Origin of the sequence: Ruegeria arenilitoris, from assembly GCF_013032855.1 — a bacterium.
Taxonomy (GTDB): domain Bacteria; phylum Pseudomonadota; class Alphaproteobacteria; order Rhodobacterales; family Rhodobacteraceae; genus Ruegeria; species Ruegeria arenilitoris.
This window is the reverse complement of sequence record NZ_WQDA01000005.1, coordinates 233654-252437: the sequence shown is the minus strand read 5'-3', so window position 1 is coordinate 252437 and position 18784 is coordinate 233654. Positions and strand designations below refer to the sequence as shown.

General features: G+C 62.9%; 19 protein-coding genes. 11 read left to right on the top strand and 8 right to left on the bottom strand.

All coding sequences use genetic code 11. The features are described from left to right. Positions 1 to 4: 4 nt before the first annotated feature. A complete protein-coding gene (locus GOW72_RS16810; protein WP_170367632.1) occupies positions 5 to 862 on the bottom strand; it encodes an HpcH/HpaI aldolase/citrate lyase family protein in 858 nt (285 codons plus the stop codon). Positions 863 to 1030: 168 nt separating this feature from the next. Between GOW72_RS16810 and GOW72_RS16805 the strand changes: the two genes are divergently transcribed. After that, positions 1031 to 1336 carry a hypothetical protein gene (locus GOW72_RS16805; RefSeq protein ID WP_170367631.1) on the top strand — a complete coding sequence of 102 codons (306 nt, stop codon included), beginning with the start codon at positions 1031 to 1033 and terminating at the stop codon, positions 1334 to 1336. 3 nt (positions 1337 to 1339) lie between these two features. Here the strand turns inward: GOW72_RS16805 and GOW72_RS16800 are convergent, their stop codons facing one another. After that, positions 1340 to 2095: a sulfite exporter TauE/SafE family protein gene (locus GOW72_RS16800; protein ID WP_170342199.1), complete on the bottom strand. Its 756-nt coding sequence runs from the start codon at positions 2093 to 2095 to the stop codon at positions 1340 to 1342. Positions 2096 to 2255: 160 nt separating this feature from the next. On the opposite strand from GOW72_RS16800, the gene mdh reads away from it, so the two are divergent. Beyond that, on the top strand, positions 2256 to 3218 hold the full coding sequence (gene mdh, locus GOW72_RS16795) for a malate dehydrogenase (RefSeq protein WP_170342201.1): 963 nt from the start codon (positions 2256 to 2258) through the stop codon (positions 3216 to 3218). A gap of 104 nt (positions 3219 to 3322) precedes the next feature. Here mdh and GOW72_RS16790 read toward each other — a convergent pair whose 3' ends face one another. Continuing rightward, positions 3323 to 4315 (bottom strand): zinc transporter ZntB, encoded by a 993-nt coding sequence (locus GOW72_RS16790; RefSeq protein ID WP_170367630.1) that lies wholly within the window; start codon positions 4313 to 4315, stop codon positions 3323 to 3325. Between the two features lie 372 nt (positions 4316 to 4687). Here GOW72_RS16790 and sucC point away from each other — a divergent pair, with 372 nt between their 5' ends. From sucC to lpdA, 7 genes are all read left to right on the top strand, one after another. After that, positions 4688 to 5881, top strand: coding sequence for an ADP-forming succinate--CoA ligase subunit beta (sucC, locus tag GOW72_RS16785; RefSeq protein WP_093963486.1), 1194 nt, complete (start codon positions 4688 to 4690; stop codon positions 5879 to 5881). 84 nt (positions 5882 to 5965) lie between these two features. Continuing rightward, the gene (sucD, locus tag GOW72_RS16780) at positions 5966 to 6850 is read left to right on the top strand and encodes a succinate--CoA ligase subunit alpha (protein ID WP_170360120.1); all 885 of its coding nucleotides are present in this window, start codon (positions 5966 to 5968) and stop codon (positions 6848 to 6850) included. A gap of 44 nt (positions 6851 to 6894) precedes the next feature. Then, the gene (locus GOW72_RS16775) at positions 6895 to 7437 is read left to right on the top strand and encodes a DUF805 domain-containing protein (RefSeq protein WP_170360119.1); all 543 of its coding nucleotides are present in this window, start codon (positions 6895 to 6897) and stop codon (positions 7435 to 7437) included. Beyond that, positions 7434 to 10388: a 2-oxoglutarate dehydrogenase E1 component gene (locus GOW72_RS16770; protein WP_170367629.1), complete on the top strand. Its 2955-nt coding sequence runs from the start codon at positions 7434 to 7436 to the stop codon at positions 10386 to 10388. The genes GOW72_RS16775 and GOW72_RS16770 overlap by 4 nt, the downstream gene beginning before the upstream one ends. 6 nt (positions 10389 to 10394) lie before the next feature. After that, complete coding sequence (gene odhB, locus GOW72_RS16765; RefSeq protein WP_170367628.1) at positions 10395 to 11897, top strand: 2-oxoglutarate dehydrogenase complex dihydrolipoyllysine-residue succinyltransferase; 1503 nt, start codon at positions 10395 to 10397, stop codon at positions 11895 to 11897. A 2-nt stretch (positions 11898 to 11899) separates the two neighbouring features. Further along, complete coding sequence (locus GOW72_RS16760; protein WP_170342212.1) at positions 11900 to 12169, top strand: hypothetical protein; 270 nt, start codon at positions 11900 to 11902, stop codon at positions 12167 to 12169. 72 nt (positions 12170 to 12241) lie between these two features. Then, positions 12242 to 13630, top strand: coding sequence for a dihydrolipoyl dehydrogenase (gene lpdA, locus GOW72_RS16755; protein WP_170367627.1), 1389 nt, complete (start codon positions 12242 to 12244; stop codon positions 13628 to 13630). A gap of 18 nt (positions 13631 to 13648) precedes the next feature. On the opposite strand, the gene GOW72_RS16750 is transcribed toward lpdA, so the two are convergent. Continuing rightward, positions 13649 to 14227, bottom strand: a complete 579-nt coding sequence (locus tag GOW72_RS16750; RefSeq protein ID WP_170367626.1) for a TetR/AcrR family transcriptional regulator — start codon at positions 14225 to 14227, stop codon at positions 13649 to 13651. Between the two features lie 102 nt (positions 14228 to 14329). On the opposite strand from GOW72_RS16750, the gene GOW72_RS16745 reads away from it, so the two are divergent. Continuing rightward, positions 14330 to 14923 (top strand): NAD(P)H-dependent oxidoreductase, encoded by a 594-nt coding sequence (locus GOW72_RS16745; RefSeq protein WP_170367625.1) that lies wholly within the window; start codon positions 14330 to 14332, stop codon positions 14921 to 14923. Here the strand turns inward: GOW72_RS16745 and GOW72_RS16740 are convergent, their stop codons facing one another. From GOW72_RS16740 to GOW72_RS16725, 4 genes are read right to left on the bottom strand one after another with little or no spacing between them, the layout of a single operon-like run. Continuing rightward, on the bottom strand, positions 14924 to 15529 hold the full coding sequence (locus GOW72_RS16740; protein ID WP_170367624.1) for a pyridoxamine 5'-phosphate oxidase family protein: 606 nt from the start codon (positions 15527 to 15529) through the stop codon (positions 14924 to 14926). It lies immediately after the preceding gene. Further along, positions 15513 to 16256, bottom strand: a complete 744-nt coding sequence (locus GOW72_RS16735; RefSeq protein ID WP_170367623.1) for a lysophospholipid acyltransferase family protein — start codon at positions 16254 to 16256, stop codon at positions 15513 to 15515. The genes GOW72_RS16740 and GOW72_RS16735 overlap by 17 nt, the downstream gene beginning before the upstream one ends. After that, positions 16256 to 17155: a cell division protein FtsX gene (locus tag GOW72_RS16730; RefSeq protein WP_170367622.1), complete on the bottom strand. Its 900-nt coding sequence runs from the start codon at positions 17153 to 17155 to the stop codon at positions 16256 to 16258. Before GOW72_RS16730 ends, GOW72_RS16735 begins: the two co-directional genes overlap by 1 nt. Further along, entirely contained in the window at positions 17152 to 17829 is a 678-nt protein-coding gene (locus tag GOW72_RS16725) for a cell division ATP-binding protein FtsE (protein ID WP_170342228.1), read from the bottom strand. The genes GOW72_RS16730 and GOW72_RS16725 overlap by 4 nt, the downstream gene beginning before the upstream one ends. A 181-nt stretch (positions 17830 to 18010) precedes the next feature. Here GOW72_RS16725 and GOW72_RS16720 point away from each other — a divergent pair, with 181 nt between their 5' ends. Then, positions 18011 to 18784 (top strand): zinc-ribbon domain-containing protein, encoded by a 774-nt coding sequence (locus GOW72_RS16720; protein WP_170367621.1) that lies wholly within the window; start codon positions 18011 to 18013, stop codon positions 18782 to 18784.

The following is an 18784-nucleotide window of genomic DNA, read 5'->3' as shown; positions in this document are numbered from 1 at the left end:
TGGCTTACCCCGCTTGCAAAGCTGATATCGCCTCTGCTTTTGCCAGAATTTCGCGGGCAGTTACAACGTGCAGGTTTTCCACGATCTTGCCATCGACCACGGCAACGCCCTGCCCCTGGGCCTCGACCTCTTCGAAAGCGGCGATCTGGCGTCGGGCCAGGTCGATCTCGGCCTCGGACGGGGCAAAGGCGGTGTTGGCGGTCTCGACCTGCGCGGGGTGGATCAGGGTCTTGCCGTCAAAGCCCATGTCGCGGCCCTGCGCACATTCGACAGCCAGACCTTCGGTATCCTTGAAGGCGTTGTAGACGCCATCGACGATCACCAACCCCTCGGCCTTGGCGGCCAGCAGGCACAGGCCCAGCGACGTCATCAGCGGCAGGCGGTCGGGGCGGAAGCGGGTCTGAAGCTCTTTGGCCAGATCGTTGGTGCCCATGACAAAGCCCGCCATCAGCGGATGCGCCGCGATCTCGGCCGCGTTCAGCATGCCGCGCGGGGTTTCCATCATCGCCCAGATCGGCAGGTCGCCGGTGATCGCGGCCATCGCATCGACATCAGCGGCCGAGTTCACCTTGGGCAGCAGCACCACGTCGGCATCCATCTCGCGCACGGCCTCGGCATCGGCACGGCCCCAGTCGGTGTCCAGACCGTTGATTCGAACGATCTTGACGCGTGGGCCGTATCCGCCCGTCGCCAGCGCGGCCTTGAGCGTTTCGCGTGCGTTCTCTTTTTCATCGGCGGCAACCGCGTCTTCCAGGTCGAAGATAATGGCATCGACCGGCAGCGTGCGCGCCTTGTCGAGCGCCCGTTCATTGGAGCCGGGAATGTACAGAACAGAGCGGTAGGGGCGCTGGCGCGGGTCCATGGGAACCTCTCGTTGAAATAAAGTTGCGCAGAAAGGGGCATTTTTTGCCGGAAACTTCAAGGCCCAAATCGCCGCATTGCAGCATGTGACGCAACGCGCGGTGGTTTTACCGCAATTGCAGAGGGTTCGGGCAGCTTTGGTCCAGTCAGCAAGCAAAGGGGGCCGGAAATGAATCAGCGGTTGTTTCAGATGACGATGGGGCTGGGCATCATGGTGCTGGCGGCGCAGCAGGTACATGCGCAAACGCCGAACTGTGCGCCCCGGCCGGACGTGCTGCAGCGGCTGGCCGAGACCTATGGCGAGACCCGGCGCGGCATCGGCATGGCGCGGCAAGGTACGGTCATGGAGGTCTTTGCCTCGGACGAAACCGGCACTTGGACGATCATCGTGACACTGCCCAACGGGTTGACCTGTCTGGTGGCTGCGGGCGAGGCCTATGAGACGCTGGCCGAGGCGCTGCCGCCGAACACCTGAGCGTCAGGTCAGCGCGTCCCAGATCAGTTTTGACCCGGTCAGGGTCAGCAGCACATAGGCGATGCCGAAGAACAGCCGCTCGGACATCATCCAATGGGCGCGTACGCCCAGCCAGGCGCCGAGGATGGCAAAGGGGGTCAGCAGCAGGTCGGCCCAGGCGGTCTGCAGGGTGAACATGCCCAGATAGGCATAGGGGACAAACTTGGCGATGTTGATGACCCAAAAGACCAGCACGGTGGTGGCCTGAAACTCGGTTTTCGTCAGGCGTTGCGACAGCAGGTAGACGGCGGCGGGCGGGCCGCCGGCGTGGCTGACAAAGCTGGTGAAGCCGGCGACCAGCCCGGCGAACAGCCCGGCCGGAGGCGGCAGGCGGTTGGCGAAACCGCGCACCCAGCCGCGGGATTGCGCCACATGCCAGACCACGAAGCCCACCGAGATGCCCCCGATCAGCAGGCGCAGCAGGTCTTCGTCGGTCGCCCGGTACAGCAGCGCGCCCAGCGCCACACCCGGCACTGCCCCCAGCATCAGCAGACGCGCGTCGGGCCAGTTCCACCGTTTCCAGTAGGGGCGCAGGGTGGCCAGGTCGATCACCATCAGGATCGGCAACATCAGCGCCAGCGCCTGCCCCGGATCAAGGATCAACGCCAGAATCGACGACGACGCAAAAGCCACGCCCGAGCCGAAGCCGCCCTTGGAAATGCCCGCAAAGATCACTGCCGGGATCGCCACGGCAAAAAACATCAGGTTCAATTCAACCATGCGGCGGCCCCGAAACGGCTTGTCCTGCGGGTGGTTTAGCGCAACCGGCGGGGGGCAGGCAAACGGTATGCGGTCGCATGCCGCGCCGCAGAACCCTTGCGCAACGGCGTTTTAGCGACTAGCAAAACCGCGATTTCAAAACCGACCGGAGACAATCCAAATGGCCAGACCCAAGATCGCGCTGATCGGCGCAGGTCAGATCGGGGGCACGCTTGCCCACCTCGCAGCAATGAAGGAACTGGGGGATGTCGTTCTGTTCGACATCGCCGAGGGCATCCCGGAAGGCAAGGCGCTGGACATCGCCGAATCCGGCCCGTCCGAGGGCTTTGACGCCAAGCTGAAAGGCACCCAATCCTACGAGGACATCGCCGGTGCCGATGTCTGCATCGTGACCGCCGGTGTGCCGCGCAAGCCGGGCATGAGCCGCGATGACCTGCTAGGCATCAACCTGAAGGTCATGAAGTCGGTCGGTGAGGGCATCGCCGCCAATGCACCCGACGCCTTCGTCATCTGCATCACCAACCCGCTGGACGCGATGGTCTGGGCGCTGCGCGAATTCTCGGGCCTGCCCCACAACAAGGTCTGCGGCATGGCCGGCGTGCTGGACTCGGCCCGCTTCCGCCACTTCCTGGCCGAAGAGTTCGACGTATCGATGAAAGACGTCACCGCCTTCGTTCTGGGCGGCCATGGCGACACGATGGTACCGTCGGTGCGTTATTCGACCGTTGCGGGCATCCCGCTGCCCGATCTGGTCAAAATGGGCTGGACCACGCAGGAGAAGCTGGACGCCATCGTGCAGCGCACCCGTGACGGCGGCGCCGAGATCGTCGGCCTGCTGAAGACCGGCTCGGCCTATTACGCCCCCGCGACCTCGGCGATCGAGATGGCCGAAGCCTATCTGAAGGATCAGAAGCGCGTTCTGCCCTGCGCCGCCTATTGCGATGGCGAGTTGGGCGTGAAGGGCATGTATGTGGGCGTCCCGACCGTGATCGGCGCCGGCGGAATCGAAAAGGTCGTCAACATCCAGCTCAATGAAGAAGAGCAGGCCGGTTTCGACAATTCGGTCAACGCCGTGAAAGGTCTGATCGAGGCCTGCAAGGGCATCGACAGCTCATTGGCCTGATACATTGATCGGATTTTTGGTCCCCACCAAAGATCCGGCCAAACGCATGACACCCTGCCCCGCTGGATGCAACCGGCGGGGCATTTCTTTTGGTCCCTCGAGTTCTATCGGAACATCCCAAGCCACCTGGCAACTCCCAGAAGCATCCCGCCAAGTGCGACCAGCAAAGCGCAAACGACCCAGAATGCATGCGGACTTTCGGCGCCGGGAATGCCGGCGACATTGATCCCCAGCACTCCCGCCACCAGGCCCAGCGGCAGAAAGACAGCGCTGACCACTGACAGCACGAGCATACGGCTGTTCATACGTTCGGCCCGTTCATCCATCAGTTGATCGTGTATGATCTGAACCCGTTCCCGCACGGCAGCCAAATCCTCGCCGATCCGGTAGATCCGCTCCGAGGCTTCGCGCAACCGCGACCGGTCGTGAGGCTGCAACCACGGCACGTCTTCGATCTCGAGCGTCGTCAACGCGTCGCGCTGGGGTACCAGATACCGGCGCAGAACGATGGAGGACCTGCGGATCGCCGCCAGCTCAGACCGGGAAATCTCGGCATTCGCCTCAAGAAGCGCCTCTTCTAGATCATCCACACGTTCGTTCAGATCAGTGATCGCAGGTTCGGCCCTATCTGCCAGCCGCAAGGCCAAGCGCGCGACGAAGTCACCCGGCGATTTCGGTGCCTGCCCGCGGTCGATTGCAGCCAGCATGTCCGCAACCGCATCCAAGGGGCGGCGCCAGACACCGATGATCTTGTTCTCCGTCAACCACAGCCTGACCGAGATCATGTCTTCGGGCGGTTGCCCTTCTTGCAGGTTCACTCCGCGCAGGTTCAGGATTACGCCATCGCCATGGACGGTACAGCGGGGCCGGGTCTCGTCCGCCGTCAGAGCGTCGATCACGAACTCATCAAGCCCGCCGGCGCGCAGAAGCGGAACCGTGCCAGACGCTTCCAGCCTCAGGTGTTGCCAAGCGAACTGCCCCTCCGGTCCGGCCGGTATCCAGCTGGCAAATTCATCGGCGTCCAGTGACACGGCTTTGCCGGATCCATCGAAGATCCAGGTCATGACATCGGGGAAATCTGGGTTCGGCACTGTCATCTGCTCGGAGCTTGTTCATGTTTGACCGGCCCGACCCAACCGGACCCGCACAGGCCCGGTCAGATTAGCCAGCCTGCGAGAATGCGCCAAGCCCCGAAAGCCTGGCAGGTCCGGTCCCGCCACTTCGAACGCTACCGGAAATGTTGGCGCAAACGGGTTGCGAACACGGTCTTCGAATATGTTTTCAAAGCCTATTCTGACTCGCTCGAATCATTTTTTGGCACCGGTTTGTTTGTGATCACACCCCGAAAATGTGTGATCACAAATGCTGAAAATCTTCGGTAAATAACCCGATCCAGACAGAAAACCCTTTAATTTTTACCGCTAGACACCCCTATAACGATCTAATCGCAGTCAGACGGGACAGTTTCGATGAACATTCACGAATATCAGGCCAAGGCTCTTCTTCGCAGCTATGGCGCTCCGGTCTCCGACGGACGTGCAGTTCTGCGCGCCGAGGAAGCCAAAACAGCCGCCGGTGAACTGGACGGCCCCCTTTGGGTGGTCAAGGCACAGATCCACGCGGGCGGCCGCGGCAAAGGTCACTTCAAAGAGGCCGATGCCGGTGAAAAAGGCGGTGTCCGTCTGACCAAATCGGTGGAAGAAGCCGCCGAAGAAGCCAAGAAGATGCTGGGCCGCACGCTGGTCACCCACCAGACCGGCCCCGTAGGCAAGCAGGTCAACCGCGTTTACATCGAGGCCGGATCGGGCATCGAGCGCGAGCTGTACCTGGCCCTGCTGGTGGACCGCCAGACCAGCCGCATCTCGTTCGTGTGCTCGACCGAAGGCGGTATGGACATCGAAGAAGTAGCCGCAGCGACGCCCGAGAAAATCCTGTCCTTCTCGGTTGACCCGGCCACTGGGTACCAGCCGTATCACGGCCGGCGCATCGCCTTCTCGCTGGGTCTGGAAGGCGCGCAGGTCAAGCAATGCGTGCGTCTGATGGGCATCCTGTACAAGGCCTTCGTCGAGAAGGACATGGAGATGCTGGAGATCAACCCGCTGATCGTGGCCGAAGGCGGCGACCTCAAGGTGCTGGACGCCAAGCTGAGCTTTGACGGCAACGCGGTCTACCGCCACCCCGACATCGCCGAACTGCGCGACACCACCGAGGAAGACCCCAAGGAACTGGAAGCCAGCAAATACGACCTGAACTACATCGCGCTGGACGGCGAGATCGGCTGCATGGTCAACGGTGCGGGTCTGGCGATGGCGACGATGGACATCATCAAGCTTTACGGTGCGGAGCCTGCCAACTTCCTCGACGTCGGCGGCGGCGCCACCAAAGAGAAAGTGACCGAGGCGTTCAAGATCATCACGTCTGATCCCAACGTCAAAGGCATCCTCGTCAACATCTTCGGCGGCATCATGCGCTGTGACGTCATCGCCGAGGGCGTGGTCGCCGCGGTGAAAGAGGTCGGCCTGCAGGTTCCGCTGGTCGTGCGTCTGGAAGGCACGAATGTCGAAAAAGGCAAAGAGATCATCAACACCTCTGGCCTGGACGTGATCGCGGCGGACAACCTGAAAGACGGTGCCGAGAAGATCGTGAAGGCAGTCAAAGGCTGAACCCGATAAATCAGGGCGGGTCGCGGCCCGCCATTCCGATGAATGCTGGCGGGTCAGATCCCGCCGAAAACAGGAGAACGCCAAATGGCAGTCCTCATCGACGAAAATACCAAAGTGATCTGTCAGGGCTTTACCGGCTCGCAGGGCACGTTCCACTCTGAACAGGCCATCGCCTATGGCACCAAGATGGTCGGCGGTGTGACCCCGGGCAAAGGCGGGATGGAGCATCTGGGCCTGCCCGTGTTCAACTCGGTCCACGAAGCCAAGCACGTGACCGAAGCCAACGCCACCGTGATCTATGTGCCGCCTCCGTTTGCCGCGGATTCGATCCTCGAAGCCATCGACGCCGAGATGGAAGTGATCGTCTGCATCACCGAAGGCATCCCGGTTCTGGACATGATGAAGGTGAAGCGCGCGCTGGAAGGCAGCAAATCGCGCCTGATCGGCCCGAACTGTCCCGGCGTCATCACGCCCGACGCCTGCAAAATCGGCATCATGCCCGGCCACATCCACAAGCGTGGCTCGGTCGGCGTCGTGTCGCGTTCCGGCACCCTGACCTATGAGGCGGTCAAGCAGACCACCGATGTGGGTCTGGGCCAGTCCACCTGCGTGGGCATAGGCGGCGACCCGATCAAAGGCACCGAGCATATCGACGTGCTGGAATGGTTCCTGGCCGATGACGAGACCGAGTCGATCATCATGATCGGCGAGATCGGCGGCTCGGCCGAGGAAGAAGCCGCGCAGTTCCTGGCGGATGAGGCCAAGAGGGGCCGCAAGAAGCCCGTTGCCGGTTTCATCGCCGGCCGCACGGCGCCTCCGGGCCGCCGCATGGGCCACGCGGGCGCGATTGTTGCCGGCGGCAAAGGAGGTGCCGAGGACAAGATCGAAGCCATGCGCAGCGCCGGCATCGTCGTGGCCGAAAGCCCGGCGCAGCTGGGTGAGGCTGTGCTGGAAGCAATCGGCAAGTAAACCGCCGGCCCCTTGCGTGGGCTGGCCTCAGCGGAGCGAAACACATGACCTTCAACGAAGCCGTCAAAACGTGTTTCTCCAAATACTTCACATTCTCGGGGCGGGCCTCTCGCCCCGAGTATTGGTATTTTTTTCTGTTCATTCTGGTCTGGAGCGCAATCGCCACGGTGATCGACTGGCATTTCTTCGGGCAGGTCACGACCGTGCAATCCGAAGGCTCGGTCGAGGTGACCGCAACATCCAGCCAGCCGGTGCAGAGCATCGTGTCACTGATCGTGTTCTTTCCGCATCTGGCCGTGGCGTGGCGGCGCATGCATGACACCGGGCGCAACGGTCTCTACGCGCTGCTGCCGATCCTTTTGATCCTTGGGGCTTTTGCCGTTCTGGTCTTCGGCATCGGCCTCGCCTCAAGCTTCCAGCATGGCGGAAGCCTCGACATCCTGTTCACGCGCGCCACGCTGCTGATCGTCATTCCGACACTGCTTGTTCTTCTGGTGTCGCCCCTCCTGGTTCTGTGGTGGCTGTCCCGCCCCAGCCAGCCAGGCACCAACAAATACGGTCCCAACCCATATGAGGTAACCCAATGACCGAACACTCGCCCAATTCTGCCTTCCATGCCTCGAGCTTCATGCAGGGGCACAATGCCGAGTACCTGGAGCAGCTTTATGCCCAGTACACAAAGGATCCCGGCGCGATCGATGCGGCCTGGGCCGAGTTTTTCCGGCAGATGGGAGACGCGGCACCGGACGTCCAGAAAGAGGCCGAAGGGCCGTCGTGGGCGCGCCCCGACTGGCCACCGATGCCGAATGATGACCTGACCGGCGCCCTGACCGGCGAGTGGATCGAGGTCGACGCCAAGGCAGCTGGCAACAAGATCAAGGAAAAGGCCGCCAAGGCAGGGGTTGATGTCAGCGACGAACAGATCAAGCGCGCGGTTCTGGATTCGATCCGCGCGCTGATGCTGATCCGGGCCTATCGGATCCGGGGTCACCTCGCCGCCGATCTGGACCCACTTGGCATGCGCGCCGCGACCAACCATCCCGAGTTGGACCCCAAGACCTATGGCTTTACCGATGCCGACATGGACCGGCCGATCTTTATCGACAACGTGCTGGGTCTGCAGATGGCCAGCATGCGCCAGATCGTCGAGATCGTGAAGCGCACCTATTGCGGCACTTTCGCGCTGCAGTACATGCACATCTCGAACCCCGAGGAGGCCGCCTGGCTGAAAGAGCGGATCGAAGGTTATGGCAAGGAAATCTCGTTCACACGGGAAGGCCGCAAGGCGATCCTGAACAAGATGGTCGAGGCCGAGGGCTTTGAGAAGTTCCTGCATGTGAAATACATGGGCACCAAGCGGTTCGGTCTGGACGGGGGCGAGGCGCTGATCCCGGCGATGGAACAGATCATCAAGCGTGGCGGCGCCCTGGGCCTGAGCGATATCGTGATCGGCATGCCGCACCGCGGACGTCTGAACATCCTGGCCAACGTGATGGGCAAACCCTACCGCGCCATTTTTAACGAGTTCCAGGGCGGTAGCTTCAAGCCCGAGGACGTGGATGGGTCGGGCGACGTGAAATATCACCTCGGTGCGTCCAGCGACCGTGAGTTCGACGGCAACACCGTGCACCTGTCGCTGACGGCGAACCCGTCCCACCTCGAAGCCGTGAACCCGGTTGTTCTTGGCAAGGTCCGGGCCAAGCAGGACCAGCTTGGCGACACCGATCGCAGCAAGGTCATGGGCATTCTTCTCCACGGCGACGCGGCTTTTGCCGGACAGGGTGTCGTGGCCGAAGGCTTTGGCCTGTCTGGTCTGCGCGGTCACAAGACCGGCGGCACGATGCATATCGTGGTGAACAATCAGATCGGCTTTACCACCGCGCCGCATTTCTCGCGGTCGAGCCCGTACCCGACCGATATCGCGCTGATGGTCGAGGCGCCGATCTTCCACGTGAACGGCGACGACCCCGAGGCGGTGGTGCACGCGGCCAAGGTCGCGACCGAGTTCCGCCAGAAGTTCCACAAGGACGTGGTCATCGACATCTTCTGCTACCGCCGGTTCGGTCACAACGAGGGCGATGAGCCCATGTTCACCAACCCGATCATGTACAAGAAGATCAAGACCCACAAAACCACGCTGTCGCTGTACACCGAGCGGCTGGTCAAGGACGGTCTGATCCCTGAGGGTGAGATCGAGGACATGAAGGCCGCCTTCCAGGCGCATCTGAACGACGAGTTCGAGGCCGGTAAGGACTACAAACCCAACAAGGCCGACTGGCTGGATGGCCGGTGGTCGCATCTGGACAAGAACAAGGAAGAATATGTCCGCGGCGACACTGCAATCACGCCGGACACGCTGGCCGAGGTCGGCAAGGCGCTGGTGACGGTGCCCGAAGGATTTGCCCTGCACAAGACGGTGGGCCGCCTTCTTGAACACAAAAAGCAGATGTTCGAAACCGGTCAGGGCTTTGACTGGGCCACCGGCGAGGCGCTGGCCTTCGGGTCACTGCTGACCGAGGGCTATCCGGTACGCCTGTCGGGGCAGGACGCCACCCGCGGCACTTTCAGCCAACGCCACTCGGGCTTCATCAACCAGGAGACCGAAGAGCGCTACTATCCCCTGAACCACATCCGCGCCGGGCAATCGCAGTACGAAGTGATCGACTCGATGCTGTCGGAATACGCGGTGCTGGGCTTCGAATACGGCTATTCGCTGGCCGAGCCCAACGCGCTGGTTCTGTGGGAGGCCCAGTTCGGTGATTTCGCCAACGGCGCACAGATCATGTTCGACCAGTTCATCAGCTCGGGCGAAAGCAAATGGTTGCGCATGTCCGGTCTGGTCTGCCTGCTGCCGCACGGGTTCGAGGGGCAAGGCCCCGAGCACTCGTCGGCGCGACTGGAGCGGTTCCTGCAGATGTGCGGCCAGGACAACTGGATCGTCGCCAACTGCACCACGCCTGCGAACTATTTCCACATCCTGCGCCGTCAGCTGCACCGCACTTTCCGCAAGCCGCTGATCCTGATGACGCCCAAATCATTGCTGCGCCACAAGCTGGCGATCAGCAATGCCGAGGACTTCACCACCGGGTCCAGCTTCCACCGGGTGCTGTGGGACGACGCGCAAAAAGGCAACTCGGACACCCAGCTGGTGCCCGACGACAAGATCAAGCGCGTGGTGATGTGTTCGGGCAAGGTCTACTACGACCTGCTTGAAGAACGCGATGCGCGCGGGATCGACGACGTCTATCTGCTGCGGATCGAGCAATACTATCCGTTCCCGGCCCATTCGCTGATCAACGAGCTTGAGCGGTTCAAACAGGCCGAGATGGTCTGGTGCCAGGAAGAGCCCAAGAACCAGGGTGCCTGGGGATTCATTGAACCCAATATCGAATGGGTCCTGTCCCGCATCGGCGCCAAGCATACCCGGCCGATCTATGCCGGCCGCGCCACATCGGCCTCGCCCGCAACGGGTCTGGCCAGCCAACACAAAGCCCAACAAGAAGCGCTGGTAAACGAAGCGCTGACCATTGAAGGATAATTAACGATGACGATTGAAGTTCGTGTTCCCACGCTGGGCGAGTCCGTCACCGAAGCCACGGTCGCAACCTGGTTCAAGAAACCCGGCGATGCCGTCGCCGTGGATGAGATGCTGTGCGAGCTTGAGACGGACAAGGTCACCGTCGAGGTTCCGTCGCCCGCAGCCGGCGTGATGGGCGAGATCGTAGCCGCCGAAGGTGAGACGGTCGGCGTTGATGCGCTGTTGGCAACGATCCAGGCCGGTGAGGGTGCGGCCCCCGCTCCAAAAGCTGAAGCCGCTCCGGCAGCGGCTCCTGCGGCCTCGGGCGGCAGCGTCGACGTGATGGTTCCGACACTGGGTGAGTCCGTCACCGAAGCGACCGTATCGACCTGGTTCAAGAAGGTCGGCGATACCGTCGCACAGGACGAAATGCTGTGCGAGTTGGAGACCGACAAGGTCTCGGTTGAGGTCCCGGCTCCGGCTGCGGGTGTACTTGCGGAGATCGTGGCCCCCGAGGGCGCGACGGTCGACGCGACCGCCAAGCTTGCCGTGATCTCGGGCGCTGAAGCAGGCGCCGCACCGGCTGCGCCAGCCGCGGCAGCCCCTGCCCCGGCAGCAGCCGCCACCGGCAAGGACGTGGCCAATGCGCCGTCGGCCGAAAAGGCCATGGCCGAAGCCGGCCTGTCGGCCGATCAGGTCACCGGCACCGGCCGCGATGGTCGCATCATGAAGGAAGACGTGGCCCGCGCCGTCGCAACCGCCGCTGCCCCTGCCGCGGCGGCACCGGCACCGGCCGCAGCCCCGCGCGCGCCCGTCGCCGCCGAGGACGCCGCCCGCGAGGAACGCGTGCGCATGACGCGCCTGCGCCAGACCATCGCCAAGCGTCTGAAGGACGCGCAGAACACTGCCGCGATCCTGACCACCTACAACGAGGTGGACATGACCGAGGTGATGGCCCTCCGCAACCAGTACAAGGACCAGTTCGAGAAGAAGCACGGCGTCCGCCTGGGCTTTATGTCCTTCTTCACCAAGGCCTGCTGCCACGCGCTGAAAGAGGTGCCCGAGGTCAATGCCGAGATCGACGGCAATGACATCGTCTACAAGAACTACGTCCACATGGGCGTCGCCGCCGGCACTCCGCAGGGCCTGGTGGTTCCGGTGATCCGTGATGCGGACCGCATGTCGTTCGCCGAGATCGAGAAAGCCATCGCCGAGAAGGGCAAACGCGCCCGTGACGGCAAGCTGAGCATGGCCGAAATGCAGGGCGGCACCTTCACCATCTCGAATGGCGGCGTCTATGGCTCGCTGATGTCCTCTCCGATCCTGAATCCCCCGCAGTCGGGCATTCTGGGCATGCACAAGATTCAGGAACGTCCGATGGTCATCAACGGTGAGATCAAGATCCGTCCGATGATGTATCTGGCGCTGTCCTATGACCACCGCATCGTCGACGGCAAGGGCGCGGTCACTTTCCTGGTGCGCGTGAAAGAGGCGCTGGAAGACCCGCGCCGTCTGCTGATGGATCTGTGATCATGGCGACGCACGTACTCTGGCAGGCCGACGTGGCCGATTTCGACGCCTGGCTGAAGGTGTTCCGCGAGGACAAGCCGATGCGCAAGGCGGCCGGGATTGTCGATCTGCACGTCTGGAAAGACCCCGAACAGCGCGATCATGCGGTTGCCCTGTTCGAGATTACCGATCTGGACCGGGCCCAGAGCTTCATCGAATCGGAAGAGCTGGCCATGCACCATGAACGTGGCGGCGTCGCACATATTCAGGTGAAGGTTCTGACACCCGTCTGAACAGGCACCCAGGCGATCCACCCCGTGGGTCGCCTTTTCAAAAAGAACACTCCGCGGATTTGGGAGAACAAAATGGCTAACTATGACGTCATCGTAATCGGCGCCGGTCCCGGCGGCTATGTCTGCGCCATCCGCTGCGCGCAGCTGGGCCTGAAAACCGCCGTCGTCGAAGGGCGCGAGACGCTGGGCGGCACCTGTCTGAACGTGGGCTGCATTCCGTCCAAGGCGCTGCTGCATGCCAGCCATCAGCTGCACGAGGCCGAGCACAATTTTGCCAAGATGGGCCTCAAGGGCAAAAGCCCCTCGGTCGACTGGAAACAGATGCTGGCCTACAAGCAGGACGTGATCGACACCAACACCAAGGGCGTCGAGTTCCTGTTCAAGAAGAACAAGATCGACTGGCTCAAGGGTTGGGGCTCGATCCCGGCGGCGGGCAAGGTCAAGGTCGGTGATGAGGTGCACGAGGCCAAAAACATCATCATCGCCTCCGGCTCCGAGGCGGCGTCGCTGCCCGGCGTCGAGGTCGACGAAAAGGTCGTCGTGACCTCGACCGGCGCGCTCGAACTGGGCAAGATCCCGAAAAAGCTGGTGGTGATCGGCGCAGGCGTGATCGGGCTGGAACTGGGCTCGGTCTATCAGCGTCTAGGCGCCGAGGTGACGGTGATCGAATATCTGGACGTCATCACCCCGGGCATGGACCCCGAGGTGCAGAAGACCTTCCAGCGCATCCTGAAAAAACAGGGCCTGAACTTCGTCATGGGCGCCGCCGTGCAAAAGACCGAGGCCACCAAGACCAAGGCCAAGGTGACCTACAAGCTGCGCAAGGATGACAGCGAGCACGTGATCGAGGCCGACACCGTTCTGGTCGCCACCGGGCGCAAGCCGTTCCATGACGGGCTGGGTCTGGAGGCGCTGGGGGTCGAGCTGACTCTGCGCGGCCAGATCAAGGTCGGCAAGGACTGGCAGACCAACGTGCCGGGCATCTACGCCATCGGCGACGTGATCGAAGGCCCGATGCTGGCCCACAAGGCCGAGGACGAAGGCATGGCCGCCGCCGAAGTGGTCGCGGGCAAGCATGGGCACGTGAACTATGGCGTCATTCCGGGCGTGATCTACACCTGGCCCGAGGTCGCCAATGTTGGCGAGACCGAAGCCACCCTCAAGGAGCAGGGCCGCGCCTACAAGGTCGGCAAGTTCAGCTTCATGGGCAATGGCCGCGCCAAGGCGAACTTTGCTGCCGACGGGTTCGTCAAGATCCTGGCCGACAAGGAGACCGACCGCATCCTGGGCTGCCACATCATCGGCCCCGGCGCGGGCGACCTGATCCACGAGGTCTGCGTGGCGATGGAGTTCGGCGCCTCGGCCGAGGATCTGGCGCTGACCTGCCACGCGCACCCGACCTATTCCGAGGCCGTGCGCGAGGCGGCGCTGGCCTGCGGCGACGGTCCGATTCACGCTTGATGAGTTCGGCTCCGGCGGTCAGGCCGCCGGAGTCAGCCACGCCCGCAGATAGGTTTCCAGCCGGTCGGTGAATGTGGTCGCCGAATGCAGGGCGCAGAATTTCAGTGACATGGCCTGGATGGCAAAGGCCTGCACGCCCTCGGCCAGCAGGTCAGTCGACACGTCCTGTCTAACCTCGGCCTGATCCAGCCACATCATCACGATCCGGAAGTATTTCTCGAAGCAATAGGCGATCGGCCCGATTTCAGAGATCGCGGCGGCACCGGAATAACGGATCAGCAGGTCGAACACATAGCGTTCGGACATCATGAAATCATGCACAGGGGCCAGGGCCACTATAATCCGCGGCACGGTATTCGGCGTTTCCGACGCCTGCGCCTGATCCAGACAGGAGTCCAGTTTTTCGCCGATCAGGATCTCCATCAGCGCGTCCTTGTCGTGGAAATGGGCAAAGAAGGTGCCCTTGGCCACACCGGCGGCCTGTACCACCTCTTCCACGCGCAACGCCTGGTATCCGTTTTTCTGCACCACGTCCGCCGCCGCCTGTAGCAGCTTGGCGCGGGTCTTCAGGGTTCGTTTCTGAATCGTCTTCTGCATTAGGCTTGTTCGCATGTTTTTTGACCGTGGTCAAATTTAATATTGACCGTGGTCAATTTTTGATTCTATAAACTGACCGTGGTCAATTTTAGGAGAACCCCGATGCAGCCCAAGAAAATTCTCATCCTCGACGGTCACCCCGCCGAAAGCAGCCTGTCGCGCACCTTTGCCGACACCTATGCCGAAGCCGCCCGCGCCAAGGGCCATGACGTAAAGATCGTCCACCTCAGCGAGCTGGAGTTCGATTTCGATTTCGGACAGGGCAACTATCATGATTTCAAACCGCTGGAGCCGGTTCTGGAACAGGTTCTGCAGGATTTCGAATGGAGCGATCACCTGGTTCTGACCACGCCCATGTGGTGGGGCGGCCTGCCCGCCAAGCTCAAGGGGCTGATCGACCGGATGTTCATCCCGGGCCGTACGTTCGACACCCGCAATCCCAACAAACTGGGATTCCCGGCGCCGATGCTCGACGGCCGATCGGCGCGCGTCATCATCACCTCGGACACGCCGGGCTGGTTCATGCGGCTGGTTTACCGCCGGGCATTGATTCACCAGATGCGCGGTCAGGTTCTGGGATTTGTCGGGTTCAAGCCGACGCGGTTCACCTGGTTTTCCGGTGCCAGCTACCCCAAGCAGGACAGCGTCCAGAAATGGATCGCACGGGTCACCCGGCTGGGCGCGACGGCAGCGTGATCACCACATCGTCTTTGCGGCGCGCGCGCGCCATTCGCGATCATAGCGTGCGCCGCCTTCCTCGCCCTGAGACACTTCGGCCAGAATCTCGCCCACCGTCGGCAACCCGGCGCTGTGATCGCCGCCGGTCCAGGTTTCAGCCCGCATCAGCGCGCGGGCGCATTGCGAGTAGATTTCCCCGATTTCGATAACGATCACCGTGGCCGGTTGCTTGCCCTTTTTCTCGAACCGGGCGCGCAGGTCGGCATCGGCCGTCAACCGGGCGGTGCCGTTCACCCGCACCACGTTGTTCGAGCCGGGCACCATGAACATCAACGCCACACGCGGATCGCGCACGATGTTGCGCAGGCTGTCCAGGCGGTTGTTGCCGCGCCAGTCGGGCAAGGCCAGGGTGCCTGGGTCCAGTTCTATCACCACCGGGCCGTCATCGCCCCGGGGGCTGCCATCCACGCCTTCGGGGCCCACTGTGGACAGCACGCACAGCCGCGACGCCATGATCCATTTGCGGTAGAGCGGCGTCAGTTGCCGCGCAACCTTCCGCATCGAGGCCGCGCCGGGGGTGCCGTACAGCGCCTCGAGCGCGGTGATGTCATTGATGTACTGCATCCGGATCAAACCCCACTTCGCGCATCAGCGCGTTCGAACGCGTCTCGATCACCTCTTCCAGCCGGGCCAGGAAGGATTCGCGATCAACGCCCGGTTCGATCGGGTCGAGGAACTCGACGATCGCATGGCCGGGTTTGCGCAGAATCCCCGACCGGGGCCAGAAGACACCGACATTGGTGGCCGCCGGCACGCAGGGGAAGCCCAGCCCCTCGTACAGAACGGCGGTGCCGACCTTGTAGGGCTTGTAGACCCCCGGCGCCACGCGGGTGCCCTGCGGATAGATCACCAGTTGCCCGGGCTCGGTAAACTCTTTGGAAACGTCCTTGACCATCTTGGCCACTGCCGCGCCTCGCTTGCCGCGATTGACCGGGATACAGCCCAGACGACGGGCATACATGCCGATGATCGGGGTCCACAGCAGTTCGCGCTTCATGATGAACTTGCCATGGGGGATCGCGTCAAAGATCAGAATGATGTCGAAGAAGGATTGGTGCTTGGCGGCGATGACCACCTCACCCGTGGGCACGTTGCCGCGCACCTCGCCGCGAATGCCCACCATCCAGCGCGCCAGCCATATGGTCGTGCGCGCATAGGTCTTGCAGGCGCGCAGCGCCCCGCGCTTGGAGAACAGCGCATAGGGCGCGAAGACCAGGCCCAGAACCGCCATCCAGGCGTAGATCGTGACCATGAAGATCAGCGAGCGCACCCATTGGACCGCCATTGCCATCACGAAAGCTCCTTCAATTTGCGACGGGCCGCCGACCATGTGGCGGCAAAGGCCACTGCCGCGCCCAAAACGGGGATTACGGCGGGCAGCAGCCAGTCGGCGCCCTGGAATCCAAGGCCGGTCAGGAAACCGCCCGCATCTGAGGCCTCGGGCAGCAGCAGCACCCCGGTCAGGCCCAGAACCGTCCCCACCACGGCACCGAAAAACGCGCGCCAGGTGAAGCGCCGCACGAAAGCACCGGCGATGAAACGGTCGCGCGCGCCGACCTGACGCAGCACCTCGATGATCTGGGCGTTGGCCGCAAGCGATGCATTGGCAGCAAGCGTGATCATCGCCGCCGTGGCCCCGCCGATCAGCAGGATCGAGATCCAGCCCAACCGCCGCAGCGAGGTGGCTGCATCGACCAGCGGCTCGCGCCAGCGGGAATGGTCATCCAGAACCGCGCCTGGCACCTCGGCCGCCAGCCGCAGTCGCAGGCCCATCGTGTCCAGCCCCGGCTCGCCCTCGATGATTTCGATGAGCTGAGGCACCGGCAGGGTGTCCAGCGGCAGATCGGGGCCGAACCAGGGGGCCAGCAAGGCGGCCTGTTCTTCGGCGCTGAGCGCGCGGGCCGAGGCCACGCCCGAGGTCTGTTTCAGAACCTCCAGAGCGGCCTCGGACTGCGCGGCACGCTGTTCAGCAGGCGCATTGATCCGCAGAGTGGCCGCTCCGGCCAGCTCCGAGGCCCAGCGATCGGCCAACCGGCCCGAGGCCAGCGACAGCGCAAGCGCGAATACTGTCAGAAAGGCCATCGCACCTGACACGAAAAGGGTCAGGTGCGCCGTAAATCCGGTTGGCGGCACGACGCGGTCAGCCCGGGCGTCCCGGCGCAGCAGGGCACGAATGTCATCGGCAATCATAGATCCGCCCCCGCCAGTTGCAGCCGCCGCTGCGAGATCCGAAGAACCCGGGCCTGCACCTGGCTTTTGGCCGCCCGGATCAAGCTCAGATCATGGGTGGCGATCACCACGGTCTTTCCCATGTGGTTCAGCTCGATCAGCAGACGCAGCAGACGCTGGGACATCTCCCAGTCGACGTTGCCGGTGGGTTCGTCGGCCAACACCACGTCCGGTGACAGGATGACCGCCCGCGCCAGTGCGGCCCGTTGCCGCTCGCCGCCCGAAAGCTCCGGCGGAAGTGCGTCCAGGCGGCCACCCAGACCGACCCAGGACAGGAGTTCGGTCAGATCTTCCTGCTCGGACTCGACAGAGCGTCCCGACACCATCAGTGGCAGGGCGACATTCTCAGCCAGAGTCATGTGGTCCAGAAACCGGCAGTCCTGATGAACGACACCGATGCGGCGGCGCAGCAGGGCCATCTGGTCCCGGTCCAGTCGGGCAATGTCCTGGTCAAAGGCGCTGATCCGCCCCGAACTGGCCAGCAACGCGCCATAGCAGAGTTTCAACAGGGTCGTTTTGCCCGCTCCGGACGGGCCGGTCAGAAAATGGAACGACCCCGGCTGCAACTGGACCGAGACATTGCTCAGCAGTTCACCGCCGCCATAGCTGTAGCTGACATTTTCAAGCTCGATCACGCCTGCCCTCAATATTGCTTGCGCCCTTCTTGCCCGAGCACGACCACGGTTTCAATGCCTGCACCGAGTCCATTTGGCGACACTTGATCCACCGGGCCGAAAACGCGCTTTGCTGTTTCGCCTTAACGGATTATCATTCTTGGAAAAACGACGACAGGCCGCTGGCGGCCGGGGAGGCAGTATGCGACTAACATGCCCGAACTGTAATGCCCAGTACGAGGTTCCGGATGAGGTCATTCCGGAAGAAGGCCGAGACGTGCAATGCTCGAGCTGCGAGCAGACCTGGTTCCAACCCAAACACCCGGAGGCTGAGCCTGTCGCGGCCGAAACCGATGATGGGCCGGCCGAAAGCGCGCCCTCGGATACGTCTGAGACGCCGGCCGCCGAAGCTGCTGCGCCGGAACCGGAGCAGGCAGAAGACGAACAGGTCGAAGCCGAACAGCCCGATCCCGAACCCACGGACGAAGCCCGGCCAGCCGCTCCGACCGGCAACGTCGATCCGGCCGTTGCGACAATCCTGCGAGAGGAAGCCGCGCGTGAGACCGAACTGCGCGCCAAGGAAGGGTCCGGCCTGGAAAGTCAGCCGGATCTGGGCCTGGATCAGCAGCCGGAACCGGCCCCCAAGCCCAAACCTCCTGCGGCGACCGAAACCGCCTCGGGAACCGGTCAGAAAGAGGCGCTGCCGGATGTGGACAGCATCAATTCGACTTTGCGCAGCGACGACGCCCCGACCGCGGCAGAGCCCGCCGAAGCCCCGCCGCGGAAATCGGGCGGGTTCCTGCGGGGCTTTGCGCTGATCCTGATCATCGGGGTCATCCTGTTCCTGATCTACGGCAACGCCCGCCAGATCAGCGAGGCAGTTCCCCAGGCCGAGCCTGTGTTGCAGTCGTATGTCTCGATGGTCGATCAGGCCCGGATCTGGCTGGAATCGCAGGCTGGCTCCGCGACCGAGTAA

Bases quoted from the DNA above. Each gene is read 5' to 3' on its own strand.
- GOW72_RS16775 (WP_170360119.1), top strand. From the start codon at position 6,895: ATGACCTTCAACGAAGCCGTCAAAACGTGTTTCTCCAAATACTTCACA.
- GOW72_RS16770 (WP_170367629.1), top strand. From the start codon at position 7,434: ATGACCGAACACTCGCCCAATTCTGCCTTCCATGCCTCGAGCTTCATG.
- GOW72_RS16735 (WP_170367623.1), bottom strand. From the start codon at position 16,256: ATGGCAATGGCGGTCCAATGGGTGCGCTCGCTGATCTTCATGGTCACG.
- GOW72_RS16745 (WP_170367625.1), top strand. From the start codon at position 14,330: ATGCAGCCCAAGAAAATTCTCATCCTCGACGGTCACCCCGCCGAAAGC.
- lpdA (WP_170367627.1), top strand. From the start codon at position 12,242: ATGGCTAACTATGACGTCATCGTAATCGGCGCCGGTCCCGGCGGCTAT.
- sucD (WP_170360120.1), top strand. From the start codon at position 5,966: ATGGCAGTCCTCATCGACGAAAATACCAAAGTGATCTGTCAGGGCTTT.
- sucC (WP_093963486.1), top strand. From the start codon at position 4,688: ATGAACATTCACGAATATCAGGCCAAGGCTCTTCTTCGCAGCTATGGC.
- GOW72_RS16730 (WP_170367622.1), bottom strand. From the start codon at position 17,155: ATGATTGCCGATGACATTCGTGCCCTGCTGCGCCGGGACGCCCGGGCT.
- GOW72_RS16810 (WP_170367632.1), bottom strand. From the start codon at position 862: ATGGACCCGCGCCAGCGCCCCTACCGCTCTGTTCTGTACATTCCCGGC.
- GOW72_RS16790 (WP_170367630.1), bottom strand. From the start codon at position 4,315: ATGACAGTGCCGAACCCAGATTTCCCCGATGTCATGACCTGGATCTTC.
- odhB (WP_170367628.1), top strand. From the start codon at position 10,395: ATGACGATTGAAGTTCGTGTTCCCACGCTGGGCGAGTCCGTCACCGAA.
- GOW72_RS16750 (WP_170367626.1), bottom strand. From the start codon at position 14,227: ATGCAGAAGACGATTCAGAAACGAACCCTGAAGACCCGCGCCAAGCTG.
- GOW72_RS16805 (WP_170367631.1), top strand. From the start codon at position 1,031: ATGAATCAGCGGTTGTTTCAGATGACGATGGGGCTGGGCATCATGGTG.
- GOW72_RS16720 (WP_170367621.1), top strand. From the start codon at position 18,011: ATGCGACTAACATGCCCGAACTGTAATGCCCAGTACGAGGTTCCGGAT.
- mdh (WP_170342201.1), top strand. From the start codon at position 2,256: ATGGCCAGACCCAAGATCGCGCTGATCGGCGCAGGTCAGATCGGGGGC.
- GOW72_RS16800 (WP_170342199.1), bottom strand. From the start codon at position 2,095: ATGGTTGAATTGAACCTGATGTTTTTTGCCGTGGCGATCCCGGCAGTG.
- GOW72_RS16760 (WP_170342212.1), top strand. From the start codon at position 11,900: ATGGCGACGCACGTACTCTGGCAGGCCGACGTGGCCGATTTCGACGCC.
- GOW72_RS16740 (WP_170367624.1), bottom strand. From the start codon at position 15,529: ATGCAGTACATCAATGACATCACCGCGCTCGAGGCGCTGTACGGCACC.